We start from the raw sequence: 19,961 nt of genomic DNA on the forward strand, positions 1-19,961 counted from the left end.
GGGCGTTCTGCTTTACCGCACTCGGTAGGCGTTGATCACCGTTTGCGTGACCGAGTTGCCGTTCTTGTCGGTGAGAGTCGACCGGACCGAGATCAGCTTTCCTGCAGGCGTCTTGAAGATTGCTCGATAAGACTTCCCGGTCGGCAGGACGGATGCCTTCGTCCAGGTCTTCCCGCCGTCGCCCGAGACCTGCAGCGTCACCTGCTTCACCGCGCCGACCTTCGCCCCCGGCTGGGTCGCCACGTCGAGCGGCAGGATCGAGATCGGCTGCCGGGCGACCGAGTTCGCCGGATCGACCTTCGGCCGGAACAGCACCACCCACAAGGGAAGCGGTGCCGCGTCGCTACCGGCCTGCGAGCTGAAGGTCCACACCGTGCTCATCTTCGTCGCCAGCTGCAGCAGCGATCGCGTCTGCGACGACTCCAGCCGGTACGCCGCCTTGCCGGCCGGCAGCCCGTCGACGTTCAGCTGCCCGGGAAGGGTGTCCGACCCGATCAGCTTGCCATCGCGGTACAGCTTGATCGCCGACTGATCCATCTCGAGCGAGTCACCGGAGTGACCGTCCGCGTCGGCGTTCGGCTGGACGTAGATGTTCATCTCACCACCGGTCCGGTTCGAACCACCGTCCGCAACAGCCGGTACGGCGACGGCCGCGCCCCAGCGTTCGGCGTACGACCTGCCTGCCCGGTAAATCTGCTCGCCAGAGATGTGGTTGGTCAGCCACCGGCCGTCCCCGCTGTCCGGCTGATAGGTGTCGACCATCGAGGACCACGTCACTCCGGGCTCGACGTAGTGCGTGATCCGGCTCGGCCGGGAGAACGCGAAAATCTGACCGGAGCTGCTGCCCCCCATCCCGGCCACGACGCCGAACCGTTCGTCGAGCGCCAGCAGCCCCGGCTGATCCGCGGCGTACTGGGTGACGATCTTCGCCAGGTCCCGGTCGCGAACCGTCCTGCTGTAGCCGGTGAAGTAGCTGTCTTGCTTTGCCTGCAACAGGTTGTACGTGTACGGCGAATCGAGGAACTGGCCGTCCGGCTTCGGAACACCCCAGCGGGTGGAGATGAACGAGACCATCTCGCCCTTCGGTGCCGGCTTCCCCAGTGACCCGACGAAGACCTGGTCCAGCGCCGGCGCATAGATGGAGTTGCTCTCCGGCCCCTCGGACATGGTCCGCTGGTAGCCGATCTGCACCTGCCCGAGGCGCGCATCGGCACGCGGCAAGGTCATCCGCACCGGCTTGGCCTTGCGGGCGTCGATCGGCGCGGTGGTCGCCCGGTCCAGTACGACGTGCGGCCAGACGAGTTGGTAGAGCCGGCCCTGGTCGTCGCCGACCTTGCCGTCGATGAAGTACCGGCCCTTCGGCAACCGGAGCTTGGCGGTCCCGTTCGCAGCCGGTGTGACCTCGGCACTGAACTCCTTGTCGAGCGAGTAGACCAATGTGCCGGCCAGCTCGGTGCCCTTGCCATCAGGTCCGAGGTGCGGAAGGACCAGGTCGTAGCTCTGGACCTCCTTGTCGACCGCGAGCGGCGTACCGATGGTGACCTTGCCCGCGGTGGCGACCACCTGGCCGGAGTACAGGCTGTCGGGGCCGTTGTGCTTGGTGTTCGAGGTGACCGTCACCGAGGCGCTGCCGCCGGCCGGGACCGTCAGCGAGGTGGCGCTGAGCTTGAACGCCGAGGCCGGGGCGGGCTTGCCGTCCGCCGCGGTTGCGGTGAGCTTGAGGGCCAGCTTGACCGGGGTCTTGCCGAGGTTGCGGTACGTCAACTGCTTCGCCACCGGCTTGTCGTCGGTGTGCGGCCACAGGGCCGTGCCGAACGAGAGGCTGCCATGTGAGACCAGGACGGTCGCGGTGATCGCCTTGGCGACGTCGATCCGGCCGGCACCCTGCGCGAAGACTCCTTGACCGGGGAGCTTCTTGGCCGAACCCATCAGGGCCGCCTTGAGCTCAGGACCCTTCCAGTTGGCGTGTTCCTGCGCGAGGAGGGCGGCCGCGCCGACGACGTGCGGGGTGGCCATCGACGTACCGGACAGCTTCAGGTAGTACTGGCCGACGGGTTCGCCGATCTCGCCGTTCTTCGCCCGGGCGGCGACGATGTCGACACCGGGCGCGGTGACATCGGGCTTGATCGCGCCGTCGCCGATCCGCGGCCCCTGGTTGGAGAACTCGGCCAGCTGGTCCTTCTTGTCCACGGCACCGACGGTGAGCGCGGCGTCCGCGCTTCCGGGCGAGGTCACGGTTTCCGCGCCGGGTTCTTTGTTGCCTGCAGCAACGACAAAGAGGGTGCCGGTCTGTGCGGTGAGCCGGTTGAGGGCCTGCTCCATCGGGTTCACCTCGGGCGTGTCCGGCCAGCCGAGGCTGATGTTGACCACCTTGGCCTTCTGCTCGACGGCCGCCCATTCCATCGCAGCGATCACGGCCGACTCGTCGCAGTTCCCCTCGCCGTCGCACACCTTGCCGTCGAGCAGCTGTGCATCGGGCGCGACGCCCTTGTACTTGCCCTTCGATGCTGCGGCGGTGCCGGCGATGATCGAGGCGACGTGAGTGCCGTGCCCGTACTTGTCGCCGGCCGGGTCGCTGGTGAAGTTCTTCGCCCCGACCACTCTGGTTTTGAGGTCCGGGTGCGTGTTCTCGATGCCGGTGTCGAGCACCGCCACCTTGATGCCCTTGCCGGTGTACCCCGCCTTCCAGGCAGCGGGAGCGCCGATCTGCGGAACGCTCTGGTCGAGCAGGACCCGGCCCTTGCCGTCCAGCCAGATCTTCTTGATCCCACCGGCCGACCGGGCGGTGCCGCCCAGGTGCCTGAGGAACTCCCCCGAGGCGTTCTTCTGCACCTGGACGGCCGCTCCGCCGATGAACCGCAGCTGCCGGGTCACCGTTGCTCCGGGCAACGAGAGCGCCGACCGCTGCCGGGCGTCGTACTCCACCAGCAACGGGGTCGCCCGGACGTGCGCGTCGTCGTACCCCATCCTGATCAATCCGGTCACGTCGAAGAGGCGCCGGTCGAGCTGGCCGGATGTCACCGCCGAGCTGACATCCGTCGGCATCACCACGAGACCGAACTTGCCGCGCCGGACCTGGAACATCACGCGCTCGCGTCCCTGACCCCGCTCGATCCGGAGCCTGGCCGGATCACCACCCGGCAGGATCACCTTGTCCCCGGTGATCAACGTGACCACCTGATCAGCCCTGCGCCCCGCCTGACCAGCCCCATACCCCACCTGATCGGCGCCGCGTCCCGCCTGACCGGCGCTGTGCCCCACCTGTGCGGTTCCGTGCCCGGCCGGCTCGGCGTTCGCTCCCTGTGCCGCCACGGCGCTGCCGGTGATCGCCACCGCCAGCACCGTCGCCAGCGCGAGCGCCGGCCCCCTCTTCCTCCGTCGCATCCCGTTCTCCCCAGTAGTCGCGCCGGGGCCCGCGCTGCGCGGGCCCCGGCAGATGTGACGCTGACCCAGCCGAAAAAGATCGGGTGCCCGGGAAACTCCCCGGGCACCCTTCCCCTAGCGCAGCGGGTAGGCCGCGATCGTGGTCTGCTCGGTGGTATTGCCACCGGCATCGACCAGTTTCGCCTTCAGGGACACGGACTTCGCGCCCTTCGGCGTGACGAAGACGGCCTTGTAGCCATCCTTTCCAACCGGTACTACGGCGGCCGGGTGCCAGGTCTTGCCGTTGTCACCCGACACCTGGATCTCCAGCTTCTTGACCTTCGGCAGAGTGGCGCCAGGGAGACCGTCCACCTGGACCGGCAACACCGTGACCGGGGTCCGCTTCACGATGTTGTTCAGATCCACCGCCGGCCGGTACCGCAGCGAACGCATCGGTACGACGGTCTCCTCCTCCGAGGCGGCCGAGCTGAAGGTGAGCGCCAGCTCCGTGCGCGTGGAGAAGCCCGAGACGGAGGTCCTCGTACCGGTCGTGACGTACTTGTACTTCGCCTTCGCGGCCGGCAACCCGGTCGCATCGATGTAGCCGAAGTCCTCCGACTCCGCGACCTGCTTGCCGTTGCGGAACAGCTTGCTGCTCGCCGAGTCCGTCAGCGTGAAGCCCTGGTGCCCCTCGGCGTCGGTGTTCGTGTAGATGCCGACCTGGAGTTCGTCACCGAGCCGGGAACCGAGCCCGACCTGGGGAACGAACGCGGCGGTGTTCCAGTTCTCGTGGACCGTTCGCCCCGCCTTGTACTGCACGTTCTCGGCGCTCAAGTCGGTCACGACGACCGGGAACGGATCCTGCGGATCCTGACTCGGGACGATCTCGGCGAAGTCGGTGGTCCAGCCTACGGGGCCGGCCTCGAGATAGTTCCGGGTGACCGTCGGCAGGTCGTAGGTGAGGATCGGGGTCCAGGCGCCGCTCTGGTTCGGCAGGATCACCGAGGTGGTCTTCGTCGCCGACCGGTCCGCGGTCTTGTGGAAGACCTGCTCCACCGTGGCCAGCTCCTGCTGCCGGACGGTCCGGCTGAAACCGGTGGGGAACTTGCCGGGAATGCTGTTCGCGATCCCGTACAGGTACGGCGTCCCGTTGAACCAGCCCGTGCCGTCCGGCTTGCCCCAGTTCGACACGACGTGGCCGGTCAGCTCGGCCCGTGCGAGTGCTGGGCCGACCTGCGCCGTGTGAACGCTGCTGAGGTCGAAGACGAGAGCGGAGGAACCGAGCGACGAGGTCGCGTACCGGTCGTAGCCGACGTCGGCGAGGATGAGCTTCGCGTCCTTGCGCGGCACGGTCGTCGAGACCGGCCGAGTGGCCCTCGCGTCGAACACCACCGTCTTGTCGGCGGTCAGTCCGACCTTCGGATCGAGCATCAGGTAGCTGTCCCCGTGCTCCTCGTCCCGAGGTACGTACTGGTCAGCCTCCAGCAGGTAGGTCCCCTTCGGCAGCCGGACCTTCGCGGTCCCGCTCGGGTCACCAGCGAACTCGAACCTGAACTCGTCCAGCCCGAAGACGAGCGTGCTATCGCCGGACGGTTTGCCGTCCGGGCCGATCTGCTTGATCGTCAGCGTGTAGCTCTCGACCTCCTTGTCGACCCCGATCGGCGAGGTCACCGCGACACCATCCGCGGTGGCATTGATCCGGCCGGAGTAGCCGCCGTCCGGACCGTTGTGCTTGGTGTTCGAGGTGGCCTGGACGGTAGCGGTGCCACCGGCCGGGACGGTCACCTCGTGAGCACTCAACGACAGTGCGCCGGCCGGAGCAGGGTTTCCGTCCGGTCCGGTCAGCGTGGCGTTCAGCGCCAGCGTGACCGGCTTGTCGCCGAGGTTGCGGTACGTCACGGTCTTGGTGACCGGGGTGTCGTCGTTGTGTGGCCACTGAGCGGTCCCGAAGGAGACGCTGCCCGGCTCGGCGATCACCGACGCGGTGATGGCCTTGGTGAGGTCGATCCGGCCGGCGCCTTGTTCGAACGCGGTCTGGTTCGCCGCCACCTTCGCCGAGGCCATCAAGGCGCCCTTGAGCTCGGCTGCCTTCCAGGTCGGGTGCTCCTGGGCCAGGATCGCGGCGGCGCCCACGGTGTGCGGGGTGGCCATCGACGTTCCGGAGAGCTTCAGGTAGTACTGGCCGACCGGTTCGCCGATCTGCGAGTCCTTCGACTTGGCCGCGACGATGTCCACGCCCGGCGCGGTGACGTCGGGCTTGACCGCACCGTCGCCGAGCCGCGGGCCGCGGCTGGAGAAGTCGGCCAACTGGTTCTGCTTGTCGACCGCACCGACGGTCAGCGCGGCGTCGGCGCTGCCCGGCGACTCGATCGAGCCGACGCCCGGACCGCTGTTACCGGCGGCGATCACGAACAACGTGCCGGTCTCGGCCGTCAGCTTGTTCACCGCCTGCTCGAGCGGGTCGATCTCCGGGGTGTCCTGCCCGCCGATGCTGAAGTTGACGACCTTCGCCTTGACCTCCTTGGCGGCCCACTCCATCCCGGCCAGCAGCGCCGAGTCGGGGCAGCCGTCGAGCTCACAGACCTTGCCGTCGTACAGCTTCGCGTCCGGTGCGACGCCCTTGTACTTGCCGGCCGACGCCGCCGCGGTACCGGCGATCGTCGAGGCCACATGGGTGCCGTGACCGACGAAGTCACCAGTCTGCTCATCGGTGAAGTTCTTCTCGCCGGCAACCTGGGTGGCGAGGTCGGGGTGGGTCTTGTCGATGCCCGTGTCGAGCACCGCGACCGAGACACCCTTGCCGGTGTAGCCGGCCGCCCAGGCCGTCGGAGCGCCGATCTGCGGCACCGACTGGTCCAGGGTGACGTGACGCTTGCCGTCCAGCCAGATCTTGTCGATCCCATTGGCCGATCGCGCTGTCGTCAGGCCCTTCAGGAAGCCCGCCTTCTTGTCCACCGTGACCGCGGCGCCGTTGATCACCGGCAGGGACCGCGTCACGGTCGCGCCGGCGGGCGCCGAGCGGTTCGCCTTGCCCTGATAGCTGACCAGCAACGGGATCGACGAACTCGCCTTGTCGTCGTAGCCGGCCTCGATCAGCCCGGCGACCTCGAAGAGCCGCCGGTCGATCCGGCCGGAGGCCACTAGCGGGTTGACGTCCGACGGAATCACGTACAGCTTGCCGTTGGTCCGCTGGGCACTGAAGGTCACCCCTCTGCGGCCCGGTCCTGGCTCGATCGAGGCCCTGGCCGGATCGCCGCCGTGCAGAGTGACCCGGTCACCGGTCAGCAGCGTGACGTGCTGGTCCGGCTTCAGCTTGGCCTTGCTGATTCCGGCCGGCTTCGGTGGTGCGGCTAGTGCTTGCTGCGCAGCACCGGACATAGCGATGCCGAGTACTGCAAGCGAGGCGACGGCCGGTAGGCCGAACCGCCTTGCTCTGGATATAGATCCCACGATGAATCCCCTCCAGATCGGTTGTCCTCAACAGGTGCCGCCCCGCGGCCCTCACAGTGCGGAAACGAGGCGACACGTTGAGTGAGACGCATGAACCCCTGTCGACCGTTGCCCCGGATCTCAGATCTGCACTTTCAGGCAGAAATCCGGCCCCGGTTCAGCCTGAAATCGCGCAGTTCAATCGGAGATTGAGAAGGCGCGCAGTACGGTCTGCTCCATCGAGTTGCCTTGGACATCGGTCGCCGTTGCCCGCAACGACACCTCCTTCGCTCCGTGGGGCAGCGCGACCACCAGCCGATAACCACCCCGACCAGCCGGTACGACGTACGCCGGGCGCCACGTCTTGCCGTCGTCACCGGACACCTGAGCCGTGATCTTCCGGATCGCCGGCAGCGTCGCCCCGGCCGGTGCATCAAAGGTGAACGGCACCACGAGGACCGGTTTGCGCTGCACCGCGTTCCACTTGTCCACCTCCGGCAGATACCGGATGGTTCGCAACGGCAGCGTGGTGGCGGTCTCGGTGGCAGCCGACGTGAACCGCCAGGTCAGCTTGGTCCGGGTGGAGAACGTCGAGAACGAGCTCCGGTCGATCCTCGTCTCCACCCGGTACGCCGCCTTGGCCGGATCGAGGCGAGCCAGCTGGACGTCCGCGAAGTACGGCGAGGAGCCGACCTCGACGCCGTTGCGGAACACCTTCGTCCCACTCGAGTCCGCCATCGACTGGCCGGAATGGTTGTCGGCGTCGGAGTGCGAGTAGGCACCGATCAGCAACTGGTCGCCGTCGCGGACGGCGCCGGCGTACCCGCCGAAGGTCGGCACGAAGGCGGCGGCGTTCCAGCGCTCGCGGTAGGTCTGTGCCGCGTGGTAGCTCAGCGTGCGGCTGTTGAGGAACGTGACCTGCAGCGGGAAGCCCTCGGCATCCGGCTGGTACTCGTCGAAAAACGTGGTCCAGGAAGCCGTCGGCGCGGGCTCGACCAGGTGCACGACCTTTGTCGGCTGCTTGAAGTGCAGCAGCAGGAAGATCCCACCGACCCCGTCGCCGGTCTCGCCCGCCAGTCCCACCTCGGTCGAACGAGCCGAGGTCGCATTGCGGGTGGACACGATCCTGGCCAGGTCGCTGTCCCGGACCTGCCGGACGTAGCCGTCGTAGAACCCTGGCTTGCTCTCGAAGAGGTGGTAGTTGACCGGACTGTCCACGAAGTCGCCATCCGCATCGGGGATGGACAACTGGTTCCCGACGTACGAGACGAGTTGGTCGCCCGGACGCGCTTCGCCGACGTGGCCAGCGAAGAGGGTGGCGCCCACCCCGACGGAGTACGCCGAAGAGCCGATGCTCTGGGTCGGTGTGGTGAGGTGGATGCCGGCCTCGACCAGCGCGGTCGTGACGTCCGGACGGTACGCCGTGGCCTTGATCGGTTTGGCGAGCCGGTTGTCGGCGACCACTGTCAGGTCGTGGGTCAGGCTGACGTTCGGCACCTGGATCGAGTAGAAACCGGACGCCTCCGAAGAGTTCCAGGTCAGCTGGTAGTCCGCCTTGGGAAGCCGGACGGTCACCGTGTCGCTCTCCGCGAACTGGATGTTGCCCCACCCGGAATCGAGATCGGTCAGCGGGCCGAATCCACCGGCCAGCGGGGCTCCATCGGTGCCGACGGTCTTGATCGTGAGGTCGTAGCTCTCGACCTCCCGCTCCAGACTCAACGGGGTGACGACGGCGGAATCACCAACGGTGGCGACGATCCGGCCGCTGTAGGTTCCGTCCGGGCCTTCTGTTCTGGTGTCGGAGGTGACAGTCACCGAATTGGTCGAACCGGCCGGCACGGTGAGGGTATTGGCGCTCAAGGTGAGTGCACCGGCCGGCGCCGGGCTGCCGTCCGGCGTACCGAGGTTCGCCGTCAGGTGCAGCGTCACCGGTGTCGCGCCGGTGTTGCGATAGGTGAGCTGCTTGGCGACGGGAGTGTCGTCGTTGTGCGGCCAGCTCGCCTTGCCGAAGGCCAGACTGCCCGGTACGGCGAAGACGTTCTGGGTGATCGCCTTGGTCAGATCGACCCGGCCGGCGCCTTGCTCGAAGACCGTCTGGTTCGCCGCCGGCTTGGCCGACGCCATCAGTGCGGACTTGAGCTCGGTTGCCTTCCAGCTGGGGTGTTCCTGCGCCAGCAGGGCGGCTGCGCCGGCGACGTGCGGTGTCGCCATCGACGTGCCCTGGAGCCGGAGGTACTGGTCGCCGACCGGTTCGCCGATGACCGAGTTCTTGGACTTCGCGGCGACGATGCCGACGCCGGGCGCAGTGATGTCGGGCTTGACGGCGCTGTCGCCGACGCGCGGCCCGCGGCTGCTGAAGTCGGCCAGCTGATCCTGCTTGTCGACAGCGCCGACGGTGAGCGCCGCGTCCGCGCTGCCGGGCGACTCGATCGTCGCGGTGTCCGGCCCATCGTTGCCAGCGGCAATCACGAACAAGGCGCCGGTCGATGCGGTAAGCCGGTTGACGGCTTCCTCGAGCGGATCGATCTCCGGGAAGTCGGTGGCGCCGAGGCTCAGGTTGATCACCTGGGCGTGCTTGTCGGTGGCAGCCCAGTCCATCCCGGCCAGGATTGCCGACTCGTAGCAGCCGTCGAACATGCAGATCTTGCCGTCGAGCAGCTTGGCGTCCGGAGCGACGCCCTTGTACTTGCCGTTCGAGGCCGCCGCCGTACCGGCGATGGTGGACGCGACGTGGGTGCCGTGGCCGACGAAGTCACCGGCTTGCTCGGTGGTGAAGTTGGCGGCACCGGCGAGCTGCGGGGCGAGATCGGGATGAGTGGCGTCGATCCCGGAGTCGAGAACCGCGACCGTGACGCCCTTGCCGGTGTAGCCCGCCTGCCAGGCCGTGGGGGCGCCGATCTGCGGGACCGACTGGTCGAGGCTGAGCTTGCGCTTGCCGTCGAGCCAAATCTTCCGGATGCCGATCTTCGCGCTGACGGCCGACTTGTAGAAGCCGCTCGCGTTCTGCTTGGCGAGCCGGACCGCCTCGCCGTTCACTGCCGGCAGCGCCTTGCCAGTGGTGGCCTGCGGCAACTTGGCGCGCGTCGTACCGGCGTACGTGACGATCAGCGGGATCACCTTGCTGTGCGCATCGTCGTACCGGTCCTTGATCAGGCCGGTGACATCGAACAGCCGCCGATCCAACCGGCCGGCCGCGATCGCCGGGGCGACGTCGGCCGGGATCACCGAGACCGCAGCGCCTTTGCGGAAGAGCTGGAACCCGATCCCTTGGCGTCCGGGAGCCGGGTCGACCGCGATCTTGGTGGGATCCCCACCCCGCAGTACGACCCGGTCCCCGGTCAGCAGCGTGACCGCCTGATCCGGCTGCACCCTCTCCGGCCGCCGTCCGGCTTCTGCCGGCGCTGCGTGCGAGACGCCCGCTGAAACCACCAGCAGTGCCGTGACCGTCAACGCCGACCATCCCAGCCGCCGGCTCCCTACCCCACTGATCTGCATACCGAGTATGCATACGTGCTACTCGGTCCCGCGGCAATCCTTTCGAATTTCCTCGAAAGGTTCGCGCTCAGACTTTGTAGGCGCGGAGGATCGTCTGGTCCACCGTGTTGCCGCCCCGATCGGTCGAACGGCCGCGCAGGGCGACGTACGCCGTACCGGAGGGTGGCACCACCTTGGCCTGCCAGCCGCCGGCTCCGTGTCGCAGCGGGGCCGAGTGCCAGGTCTTTCCGTCGAAGGAAGCCTCGATCGCGAGGGTTGCCACCGGTTCTGCGGTCGGTTGCGGTTCCACTCGCACGCCGATCCAGCCCGGCTTGGCCCGGTTGTGATCGTCCAGCGCCGGTGAGAACCGGATCGCGGACAGCGGCAAGGCCGTGTCGGCACCGGTGTTCGCCGAACGGAAGGTCCAGGCCGCCCGCACCTCACTCGTCAGGCCGCCTTGCGAGGCGCGGACGGCGTCCACCTCCAGCCGGTACGCCGCGTCGCCGGGCGGCAGGTCTGCTGCGAGCGCACCGGCCGTCGTGGTGTTCTCGGCGACGACCGTGCCGTTCTGCGTCAACGTGGTCCGGGTCCGGTCCGTCGGCGAGAAGCCCGGGTGCCCTGAACCGTCGGTGAACAAGGGCAGATCGGCGTACAGATGATCTCCTGTCCTCCCGGCCCACGGGCGCCGGGCCGGATCGAACGGCCGCCGGTCGGTGGCGGGGAAGCCTGGTCCGAAGACGCCCTTGTTCCACTGCTCGAAGCTCGTGGTGCCAGGCCGGTAGATCCGGGGCGACGCACCGAATTCGGTTCCGTTGCCCCAGTTGCCGGTGTCCGGATCGACAACAATCTCCCGGTACTGCGTGGACCACCGGATGCCCTCCGCCTGGAGGTAGAAGGTGGTGTTGCCGGGCAGCTTCGGGAAGAGACTGAACCCGGTGGTGGACTGCTCGGGCAGATCCGCGACCGGTCTGGCGATCCGGGCCATCTCCATCCTGTCGTTGGTGGTGAACGCATGATCGGCCTTGACGACGGCCAGGTCCTGCGGGCGCACGACCTTGTCGAAGCCGGTGTAGAGCTTGCCCGGCACGAACCACTGCAGCAGGTACTGGTACGGCGAGGCGTCGTCGCAACCCATCGGTTCACCGGGCTTGCACCACTGCGTCAGCAACGTGCTGGCGAAGTCCTTGCCCGCGACGGCCGGGCCGATCTGGGCGGTGGAGAGACCGTCGAAGGAGCTACCGGTGAGGTAGGCGAAGGACAGCGACGTACCGCGGGCGAAACCGAGTTCGATCGAGTACGGCGCGGCGTCTGCTCGCGGTGCCGCGACCTTCACCGGCTTGGCCAACGCGCTGTCGAAGGTCACCGTGGTGTCCTTGCTCAGGTCGACCTCCGGCATCGCCAGGAAGATGCGGTCCTTACTCCCATCACTCGTCGGCATCCGCAGATAGCTGTCCAGGGTGTACTTGCCCTTCGGCATCCGGACCACGCTGACTGGGTCGTAGGCGAACTCGGCCGCCTCGAGATCGGTGTGTGACGCCACCACCGTCTCGACCGGAGACGTCAGCGCGCCTTGCCGGTCCAGGTGCCTGATGGTCAGGTTGTAGCTTTCGGCCTCGCGCTCCACCGAGAGCGCTGTGATCAGCCGGATCGTGCCGGCGGTAGCAGTGACCCGGCCGGCGTAGAAGCCGTTCGGGCCGTCCAGCCGGGTGTTCGCGGTGACGGTGACCTGTGCGGTGCCTCCTGCGGGGACGTGCAGCGAGGACCGGCTGACGGTGAAGGTGCCGGCCGGCTTCCCGTCGGGACCGTTGCCCATAGCCGCCAGATTGAGGTCGACGTCCGCCGTACCGGCGTTCTGGTAGGTGATCGTCTTGCTGACCGGCTTGTCGTCGGTGTGCGGATAGACCTGGACCGGGTAGGAAAGGCTGCCTTCCAGGGGCGCGACGCTTTGCCTGGTCGCACCAGCGACGTCGACCCGGCCGGCGCCTTGCTGGAAGAGATTCTGGTCCGGATTGATCTTCGCCGAGGCCATCAGCGCCGCCTTGAGTCCGGCCGGCGTCCAGCCCGGGTGCTGCTGGGCCAGGATCGCGGCCGAGCCGGCGACATGCGGCGTAGCCATCGACGTACCGGACAGCTTGGTGTAGTTCTCGTCGACCGGCTCACCGATGATGCCGTCCTGGGCGCGGGCAGCGACGATGTCGACGCCGGGCGCGGTGAGGTCCGGCTTGATCGCGTGGTCGGCGAGTCGCGGGCCGGTGCAGGAGAAGTCCGCCAACGCGTCGGCCTTGTCGACGGCGCCGACGGCGAGGGCCGCATCGGCGGTGGCCGGTGACGATACGCCGTACCGGGGACTGGTGCAGTACGGCCAGTTGCCTGCGGCAACGACGAAGAGGGCCTGCGAGCTGAGCCGGTTGACGGCCTCTTCGAGCGGATCGACCTCGGGGGTGTCGATGCCGCCGAGACTGAGGTTGACGACGTCGGCGCCCTGGGCGACGGCCCACTCCATCCCGGCCAGGATGTCGGAGTCGGAGCAGCTGTCATAGAAGCAGACTTTGCCGTCGAGCAGTTCGGCATCCGGTGCGACGCCGCGGTACCGGCCACCCGACGCGGCGCCGGATCCGGCAATGGTCGAGGCGACATGGGTGCCGTGGCCGAAGTGGTCCCCGGGGGTGTCCTCGGTGAAGTTCTCGGCGGCGATCACCTTGCCGGCCAGGTCGGGATGCGACGCATCGATCCCGGTGTCGAGAACGGCGACTTTGATGCCCTTGCCGGTCAGGCCGGACTTCCACGCCTCCGGGGCGCCGATCTGCGGAACGGACCGGTCGAGGCTGAGCCTGCGCTTGCCGTCGAGCCAGACCTTGCGGACGGCCCCGGCGAGCCGCTGCCCCTTCACCAGATCCGCCCAGCCAGTCGCGGCCTCGGTCTTGGCGAAGCGGGTCGGCGAGGCGTTGATCGAGCGGAGCTTCCCGGTCGGCTGGGAGTACTCGACCAGCAGCCGCACCTCCTGGCTGTGCTGGTCGTCCATGCCGTCCGCGAGCAGGGCGCTGACGTCGAAGAGGCGGCGATCGAGTTTCCCCTGGCTCAGCAGGGTCGCGGCATCGGACGGTACGACGTACAGGTGGCCGGCGACCTTCTGCACGGCGTACGAAATGTCTTTGCGGCGAGTTTTGAGTTCGGGCTGACCGGTCGGGCCGAGCCGGACGGTGTCACCGGTCAGCAGGGTGACGCTGTGGGACGGATCCCAGCCGGCCTTGGGCGCCGGCGTCTTCGAGTGGGCCGGCGGGACCTGGCCGGCCAGCAGAAGGACACCGCTGATCAGGGCGACCGTTCTTCGGTGGGAGCTGCGCATGATGGAGGAGGAGTCCTTCCTCGGTGGGACTAGGACTCCCCTTCAACGCGCCGGTGACGCCGTTGCGGTGACAGTTCAGGACGGGACGATGAGGCCCAGGAGGAGGATCGCGGCGCCTACTCCGAGGAGGAGGGCGGCGTCGAACATGCGGCTGCGGACGTGCAGCAGGCCGGCGGCGTCGTCACCGAGGGCGGCGCGGAGCAGGCCGGCCAGCAGGACGCCACCGGCGAAGATCAGGATGCCGTTGCGCCAGTCGTAGAAGGTGAGGATCACCAGGCCGGCCGCGGCCACCAGGCCTGACAGAGCCAACGGCCACTCGCTGTGGCGCTGCGCCTCTCCTGCCATCAGCCGGCGACGGCCGCTTCGGCCGCTTCCACCACGTTGGTGAGCAGCATCGCCCGGGTCATCGGGCCGATCCCGCCGGGCATCGGCGCGATCCAGCTCGCCACCTCGCGGGCGGCCGGGTCGATGTCGCCGACGATCTTGCCCTCGGCGCTCCGGCTGGTGCCGACGTCGAGCAGGACGGCGCCGGGCTTGATCATGTCGGCGGTGACGAGCCCGGCCGAACCGGCCGCGGCGATCACGATGTCACCGGTCCGTACCACGGCGGCCAGGTCCTTGGTGCCGGTGTGGCACTGGGTGACGGTCGCGTTCTCGGACTTGCGGGTGAACAGCAGGCCCATCGGGCGACCGGCGGTGACGCCACGGCCGATGACGACCACATGCGCCCCGGCGATCGGTACGTCGTACCGGCGGAGGATCTCGACGCAGCCCTTCGGCGTACAGGGCAGCGGGCCGTCCTGACCGAGGACCAGCTTGCCGAGGCTGACCGGGTGCAGGCCATCGGCGTCCTTCAGCGGGTCGATCAGGCCGAGGATCGCGTTGGTGTCGACGTGCTTCGGCAACGGCAGCTGGACGATGAAGCCGGTGCAGTCCGGGTTCTCGTTCAGCTCGATCACCTTCGCGGCGATCTCGTCCTGGGTCGCGGTATCCGGCAGTTCGACCTGGAGCGAGGAGATCCCGACCGCGGCGCAGTCACGGTGCTTCCCCGCGACATAGGCCCGGCTGCCCGGGTCGTCGCCGACCAGGATCGTGCCCAGCCCGGGCACCACCCCCTGCTCGGCCAGCTTCGCCACGCGCACCGCCAGCTCGCTCTTGATCGCCGCCGCGGTCGCCTTGCCATCCAGAATCTCCGCCGTCACGCCCTGATCCTCCCACGCACCTTGTCAGGGCTGACGTGGGGTGACTTGGGCCACAAAACTGACCGATCGGTTGAAAACTGGCCGATCGGTCAGGATAGTGATGGATATGGCGACAACCACCCCGGCGCGGGAGCGGACCCGGCGCGAGATCGAGCAACAGGCGATGGCGCTGTTCGGGAGCCGTGGGTACGACGCGAGCTCGTTGCAGGACATCGCGACGGCCGCAGGATGCTCGAAGGCGACCGTGCTCTATCACTTCAACGGCAAACCGGCGGTGCTCGCCGCCGTTCTCGAACCTTCGCGGATCGCGTTGAACGAGTTGGTCGCGGCAGCCGAGGAGATGCCTGCCGCGGCGGCGCAGGAATTCGCGCTGACCCGTTTCATCGACCTCGCCGTCGAGTTCCGCGGCCTCATCAACGTGCTGCAGGATCTGCTGGGCACGCTGGATCAGTACCCGGAGTTCGCCCAGCTGATCTCAGCCGGGCTGCGGCTGACCGAGATCCTGGCCGGCGGCACCGACGACCAACTCGAGATCGATCTGGCGAAGTTCGCCATCAACGGCCTGCTCGGCGAGTGCCGGCACCCCGGCGAACGCAGCGACGCCGAACTGCACACCCTCTGCGACACGGCGCTGCGCCGCATCCTCCGGCTCAACCCCTGACCCCCGCCATACTCCAGCGAACGGACGCCTTCTGCCATGGCCAACCTCCTGTACCGGCTCGGCCGGTTCTCCTATCAGCGGCGCCGGCTCGTCACCGCGATCTGGGTGTTCGTGCTCGTCCTGCTCGGCGTCGGCTCCCTGACGCTCGGCGGCAAGACGGCGAACACCTTCTCGATCCCGGGCACCGAGTCGCAGCGAGCCCTCGACGCCCTGAAGACGGAGCTCCCGGCCGCCAGCGGCGCCTCCGCGACGATCGTGGTGAAGGCACCGGCCGGCCAGACCCTGACCACGCCCGCAGTGAAGGCCGCGGTCGGCGCAGCCGTTGCCAAGGCCAACCAGTTGCCCGAGGTCGTCGGCGCAGTGGATCCCTTTACCAGCAAGGCGATCAGCCCGGACGGTACGACGGGGCTGATCAACGTCCAGTTCACCAAGCCCGCGGACGAACTGGCGAAGACCACGACCACGGCGTACGACGAACTGGACGCGCTGAGCTCGGGTGATCTCCAGGTCGTGCCCGGCGGGCAGATCGTCGGTGGCGCGCCGCCGCTCGGCATCACCGAAGTGATCGGCGTCGTCATCGCGGCCGTCGTACTGGTGATCACCTTCGGCTCGCTGGTTGCTGCTGGGATGACGTTGCTGACCGCTCTGGCCGGCGTGCTGGCCGGGATGGCTGGCCTGTTCCTGGTGACCGCGGTGGTGGATGTCTCGTCGACGGCTCCGATCCTGGCGTTGATGCTCGGGTTGGCGGTCGGGATCGACTACTCGTTGTTCATCAGCTCGCGGCATCGGTCGCAACTGGCTGAGGGGATGGACGAGGAAGAATCGGTGGCCCGGGCAACCGCTACCGCTGGGTCGGCGGTGTTGTTCGCCGGTGCGACGGTAGTGATTGCCCTGGCTGGGTTGAGTTTGGTGGGGGTTCCGTTCCTGACCGCGATGGGGCTGGCCGCGGCGGCGACGGTGCTTACCGCAGTACTGGTTGCTGTGACGCTGCTTCCCGCGCTGCTTGGGTTCATCGGGCCGCGGGTCTTGCCGCGGAAGCTTCGCAAGCCGGGGGCCGCCGCCGTCAAGACTGCTCGTGGGTTCGGGTTCCGGTGGGCGCGGTTGGTGACCCGGTTGCGGGTGCCGATCGTTGCCGTGGGCATCATCGGGCTCGGCGTACTGGCGATTCCGACGCAGGACATGCGGCTGGCGCTGCCGGACGGCGCGTCGGCGGCGGCCGGGACCAACCAGCGGGTTGCCTACGACTTGGCGGCTGCTGCCTTCGGTCCGGGATCGAACGGGCCGCTCGTGGTTGTGGTGCGGAGCGACGATCCCGCGAAGACGGGTGCGCTGGTCGAGCAGGTGCTCGCGAAGACCAAGGGCCTCAAGGATGTCGCGGCGGTTCAGCCCGGGCCGGCCAGCGCCAACGGTACGACGCGGTTGGTGACGGTGATTCCGACCGGCGGGCCGGCAAGTGAGCAGACTGCCGAGCTGGTGAAGGACCTGCGGAACGTGATCCACCCGCTGGCCAGCGGCGACGAGACGATCTCGGTGACCGGCAACACGGCGGTCGGCGTGGACGTGTCGAACAAGCTGACCGCAGCACTGCCGCTCTATCTGATCGTGGTGATCGGGCTTTCGTTCCTGCTGCTCCTGCTCGCGTTCCGGTCGATCCTGGTACCGCTGAAGGCGACGCTCGGCTTCCTGCTGACGATCGGGGCGACCTTCGGGATCACGGTCGCGGTGTTCCAGAAGGGCTGGGGCGCCTCGCTGCTCGGCGTCGATTCGCCCGGGCCACTGGTGAGCTTCCTGCCGATCATCATGATGGGCATCCTGTTCGGGCTCGCGATGGACTACGAGGTATTCATCGTGTCCCGGGTCCGGGAGGAGTTCGTGCACGGCCGGGCCGCGACCGAGGCGACCATCGAAGGCGTCGGCCACGGCGCCCGGGTGGTCACGGCGGCGGCACTCATCATGGCGGCGGTCTTCGCCGGCTTCATGTTCGCCCCGGACCCGGTGATCAAGACGGTCGGCTTCGGTCTCACCATCGGCGTACTGATCGACGCCTTCGTCGTCCGGATGACCCTCGTCCCCGCCGTCCTCACCCTCCTCGGCAACCGCGCCTGGTTCTTCCCCCAGTGGCTCGACCGGATCACCCCAAAGGTGGACATCGAAGGCGACTCCCTGCACGTCCGCGAAACCCCCGACAAACAGCTCGTCACCGTCGACTGAGGTACAGCCGCCCACCCAGCAGCCATCGCGAGGTGAAGCAACCGGACCACCACCTACGAATACGGCCCGGCGGATCACCCTCCGCCGGGCCTTTTTCTTCTAGGTTCGTTCGACGATCGCCAGTGCTAGCTCAAGCGTGTCGTTCGAGGATGCGTTTCGTGTTCTGCCTGATCCAGCTGTCGGGGTGCTCTGCAGCTATGCGGCTGAACGCCTCGGCGTCAGCGGATTCCCATGACTTGGCCGCGGCCCGCAGGGCGTCGATGAGTCGGAAGTCGGACCAGGCCCCGAGGTCTTCCTGGATGATGGTGCGGCAGAAGTCGCCAACTCGGCGGTCCTTGATCTTGGCCAGGGAATCGAACCAGTAGGCGCGGAGATCTTCGACGTTGCCTGTGTTCTGTGACGCGAAGGTTGGTTCGCTGCACATCTCGAGTACGAAGTCGAGGTCTGCAGGCTTCACCCCGTAGCGATAGGCCTGGCTCACGCGACGCAGCAAGTCGCGGTTGGCAAAGCCACGGTCACCGCTTCGCCACGTCTCGGCGGCGGTCGCCGCGATCTGAGTCAGCAGCGTATGCACTCGGCGCAGGTGGTACGACTCCCGGAGCGCAGCCACCAGGACCTCAAGAACAACAGGTCCGGGCGAGGAGTCAATGATCCGCCGGCATCCCGCAAGGCGCACCTCGTCAGGTGTGAGCACCCAGTCGTCCCCCAGGTGCTCGCCCTTGTCGAGGTCGAGGTGGAGTTCCCTCGCCACGTAGGACTCGGACTCCAACCATGTCGAGCCATAGTCGAGGTTCGCCAGGAACTCGTCAGTATCGCGAGATGGTGACACCCGTACTCCTTTCGGATCCCCGATTTCACTCGGCTTGCACCGAGGAACAGACATTCAAGTATGACGCTGTCAGGCCTCTCTCAGCGGACGTAACAGTCCAACGGAGCTGACGGGTAAACATCCATCACTAGGGCTCATTTCCCAGTTCCTTCTCCATCATGGGGCCATGGGGCAACAGCTCTTGGGGTGCGGGCAGGAGGTGGCCTCGGACTTGTCAGGCCCCTGCGAGGTGGCCAGTCTCACTGAGATCACCTGGTGGGTGGGCAAGAGGGCTCGAACCAAGGCAGCGGGAGCGGCGACGGAGTCGCGGAGCTGGGGGTGGGGAGCCGGGCGAACGTAGGAGCCCGGCGGGGCGGCTGCTGTTCGTCGTACGGGAATGAGGCGGGGGTTGTCAGGGTTGAGGGAGATAGTTTATTCTTGAACTATCTAGAGCGAGGAGTTCATCATGCCTGCCGTCACGGTCCCTGACATCACGGTGCTGCCGCGGGTGCACCGGCCGGATCCTGCTGTCGCCAAGGAGCGTGCGGTCCGGTCGGTGACGTCGGCGCCGAGTGGGTATGAGGGCGAGGGGTTCCCGGTACGCCGGGCGTTCGCCGGGGTCGACCTGCGCGACCTGGACCCGTTCATCCACATGGACCAGATGGGCGAGGTGGAGTACGCGCCGGGTGAGCCGAAGGGCACTCCGTGGCACCCGCACCGCGGCTTCGAGACCGTCACGTACATGCTCGACGGGATCATGGAGCACCAGGATTCCCAGGGCGGCGGCGGTGTGATCTCCAACGGTGACACCCAGTGGATGACCGCAGGCTCGGGCTTGCTGCACATCGAGACTCCACCCGAGCACCTCGTGCTCAGCGGCGGGCTGTTCCACGGCATCCAGCTCTGGGTGAACCTGCCGAAGGCGCAGAAGTGGGCACCGCCGCGCTACCAGGACATCCGCGGCGGCGACTCGGCTCTCCTCTCGACGGCCGACGGCGGCGCATTGATCCGCGTCATCGCGGGCTCGGTCGACGGACACGACGGACCCGGTACGACGTACTCGCCGATCACCCTGGTGCACGCGACGGTCAGCCCGGGTGCCGAGTTGGTGCTCCCATGGCAGCCGGACTACAACGCATTGGTCTATGTGCTCGCCGGCCAGGGCACGGTCGGCGCGGAGCACCGCCCGATCCGCAAGGGCCAGCTGGCTCTGTTCGGCGCCGGAGACACGATCCGTACTGCGGCAGCGATCTCCCAGTCGCAGGCGGAACCCAACTTGGACGTACTGCTCCTCGGCGGCCGCCCGATCCGCGAACCCGTCGCGATGGCCGGCCCGTTCGTGATGAACACCCGCGCCGAGGTCATCCAGGCGTTCGAAGACTTCCAAGCCGGCAAGCTGGGCACGATCCCGGCAGTACACGGCCTGGGAACCGACCTGCACGAATCCAACTAACGCTTCAGCGGGCC

At 67.8% G+C, this 19,961-nt stretch carries 10 protein-coding genes; 3 read left to right on the forward strand and 7 right to left on the reverse strand.

What is annotated here, in order from left to right; genetic code table 11:
* Window positions 1-12: 12 nt before the first annotated feature.
* The 6 genes from ABZ004_RS28155 to ABZ004_RS28180 form a co-directional block, all read right to left on the reverse strand.
* On the reverse strand, window positions 13-3,384 hold the full coding sequence (locus tag ABZ004_RS28155; protein WP_355684079.1) for a S8 family peptidase: 3,372 nt from the start codon (window positions 3,382-3,384) through the stop codon (window positions 13-15).
* 114 nt (window positions 3,385-3,498) lie between these two features.
* Window positions 3,499-6,813, reverse strand: coding sequence for a S8 family serine peptidase (locus tag ABZ004_RS28160; protein WP_355684080.1), 3,315 nt, complete (start codon window positions 6,811-6,813; stop codon window positions 3,499-3,501).
* Between the two features lie 177 nt (window positions 6,814-6,990).
* Window positions 6,991-10,287: a S8 family serine peptidase gene (locus ABZ004_RS28165; protein WP_355684081.1), complete on the reverse strand. Its 3,297-nt coding sequence runs from the start codon at window positions 10,285-10,287 to the stop codon at window positions 6,991-6,993.
* 67 nt (window positions 10,288-10,354) lie between these two features.
* A complete protein-coding gene (locus ABZ004_RS28170; protein WP_355684082.1) occupies window positions 10,355-13,612 on the reverse strand; it encodes a S8 family serine peptidase in 3,258 nt (1,085 codons plus the stop codon).
* 75 nt (window positions 13,613-13,687) lie between these two features.
* Window positions 13,688-13,921: a DUF3017 domain-containing protein gene (locus ABZ004_RS28175; RefSeq protein ID WP_355684083.1), complete on the reverse strand. Its 234-nt coding sequence runs from the start codon at window positions 13,919-13,921 to the stop codon at window positions 13,688-13,690.
* A 35-nt stretch (window positions 13,922-13,956) separates the two neighbouring features.
* Complete coding sequence (locus tag ABZ004_RS28180; protein ID WP_355684084.1) at window positions 13,957-14,814, reverse strand: bifunctional methylenetetrahydrofolate dehydrogenase/methenyltetrahydrofolate cyclohydrolase; 858 nt, start codon at window positions 14,812-14,814, stop codon at window positions 13,957-13,959.
* 106 nt (window positions 14,815-14,920) lie between these two features.
* Here ABZ004_RS28180 and ABZ004_RS28185 point away from each other — a divergent pair, with 106 nt between their 5' ends.
* Both ABZ004_RS28185 and ABZ004_RS28190 read left to right on the forward strand, forming a co-directional pair.
* On the forward strand, window positions 14,921-15,475 hold the full coding sequence (locus ABZ004_RS28185; protein ID WP_355684085.1) for a TetR/AcrR family transcriptional regulator: 555 nt from the start codon (window positions 14,921-14,923) through the stop codon (window positions 15,473-15,475).
* A 36-nt stretch (window positions 15,476-15,511) separates the two neighbouring features.
* Window positions 15,512-17,686: an MMPL family transporter gene (locus ABZ004_RS28190; protein ID WP_355684086.1), complete on the forward strand. Its 2,175-nt coding sequence runs from the start codon at window positions 15,512-15,514 to the stop codon at window positions 17,684-17,686.
* A 130-nt stretch (window positions 17,687-17,816) separates the two neighbouring features.
* On the opposite strand, the gene ABZ004_RS28195 is transcribed toward ABZ004_RS28190, so the two are convergent.
* The gene (locus tag ABZ004_RS28195) at window positions 17,817-18,515 is read right to left on the reverse strand and encodes a hypothetical protein (protein WP_355684087.1); all 699 of its coding nucleotides are present in this window, start codon (window positions 18,513-18,515) and stop codon (window positions 17,817-17,819) included.
* A 445-nt stretch (window positions 18,516-18,960) separates the two neighbouring features.
* On the opposite strand from ABZ004_RS28195, the gene ABZ004_RS28200 reads away from it, so the two are divergent.
* A complete protein-coding gene (locus ABZ004_RS28200) occupies window positions 18,961-19,947 on the forward strand; it encodes a pirin family protein (RefSeq protein ID WP_355684088.1) in 987 nt (328 codons plus the stop codon).
* Window positions 19,948-19,961 lie beyond the last annotated feature (14 nt).

This window comes from Kribbella sp. NPDC006257 (assembly GCF_040613535.1).
Taxonomy (GTDB): Bacteria; Actinomycetota; Actinomycetes; order Propionibacteriales; family Kribbellaceae; genus Kribbella.

Excerpts from the sequence above, each read along its gene's own strand:
- ABZ004_RS28155 (WP_355684079.1), bottom strand. The coding sequence starts at position 3,384 with ATGCGACGGAGGAAGAGGGGGCCGGCGCTCGCGCTGGCGACGGTGCTG.
- ABZ004_RS28165 (WP_355684081.1), bottom strand. The coding sequence starts at position 10,287 with ATGCAGATCAGTGGGGTAGGGAGCCGGCGGCTGGGATGGTCGGCGTTG.
- ABZ004_RS28170 (WP_355684082.1), bottom strand. The coding sequence starts at position 13,612 with ATGCGCAGCTCCCACCGAAGAACGGTCGCCCTGATCAGCGGTGTCCTT.
- ABZ004_RS28185 (WP_355684085.1), top strand. The coding sequence starts at position 14,921 with ATGGCGACAACCACCCCGGCGCGGGAGCGGACCCGGCGCGAGATCGAG.
- ABZ004_RS28190 (WP_355684086.1), top strand. The coding sequence starts at position 15,512 with ATGGCCAACCTCCTGTACCGGCTCGGCCGGTTCTCCTATCAGCGGCGC.
- ABZ004_RS28200 (WP_355684088.1), top strand. The coding sequence starts at position 18,961 with ATGCCTGCCGTCACGGTCCCTGACATCACGGTGCTGCCGCGGGTGCAC.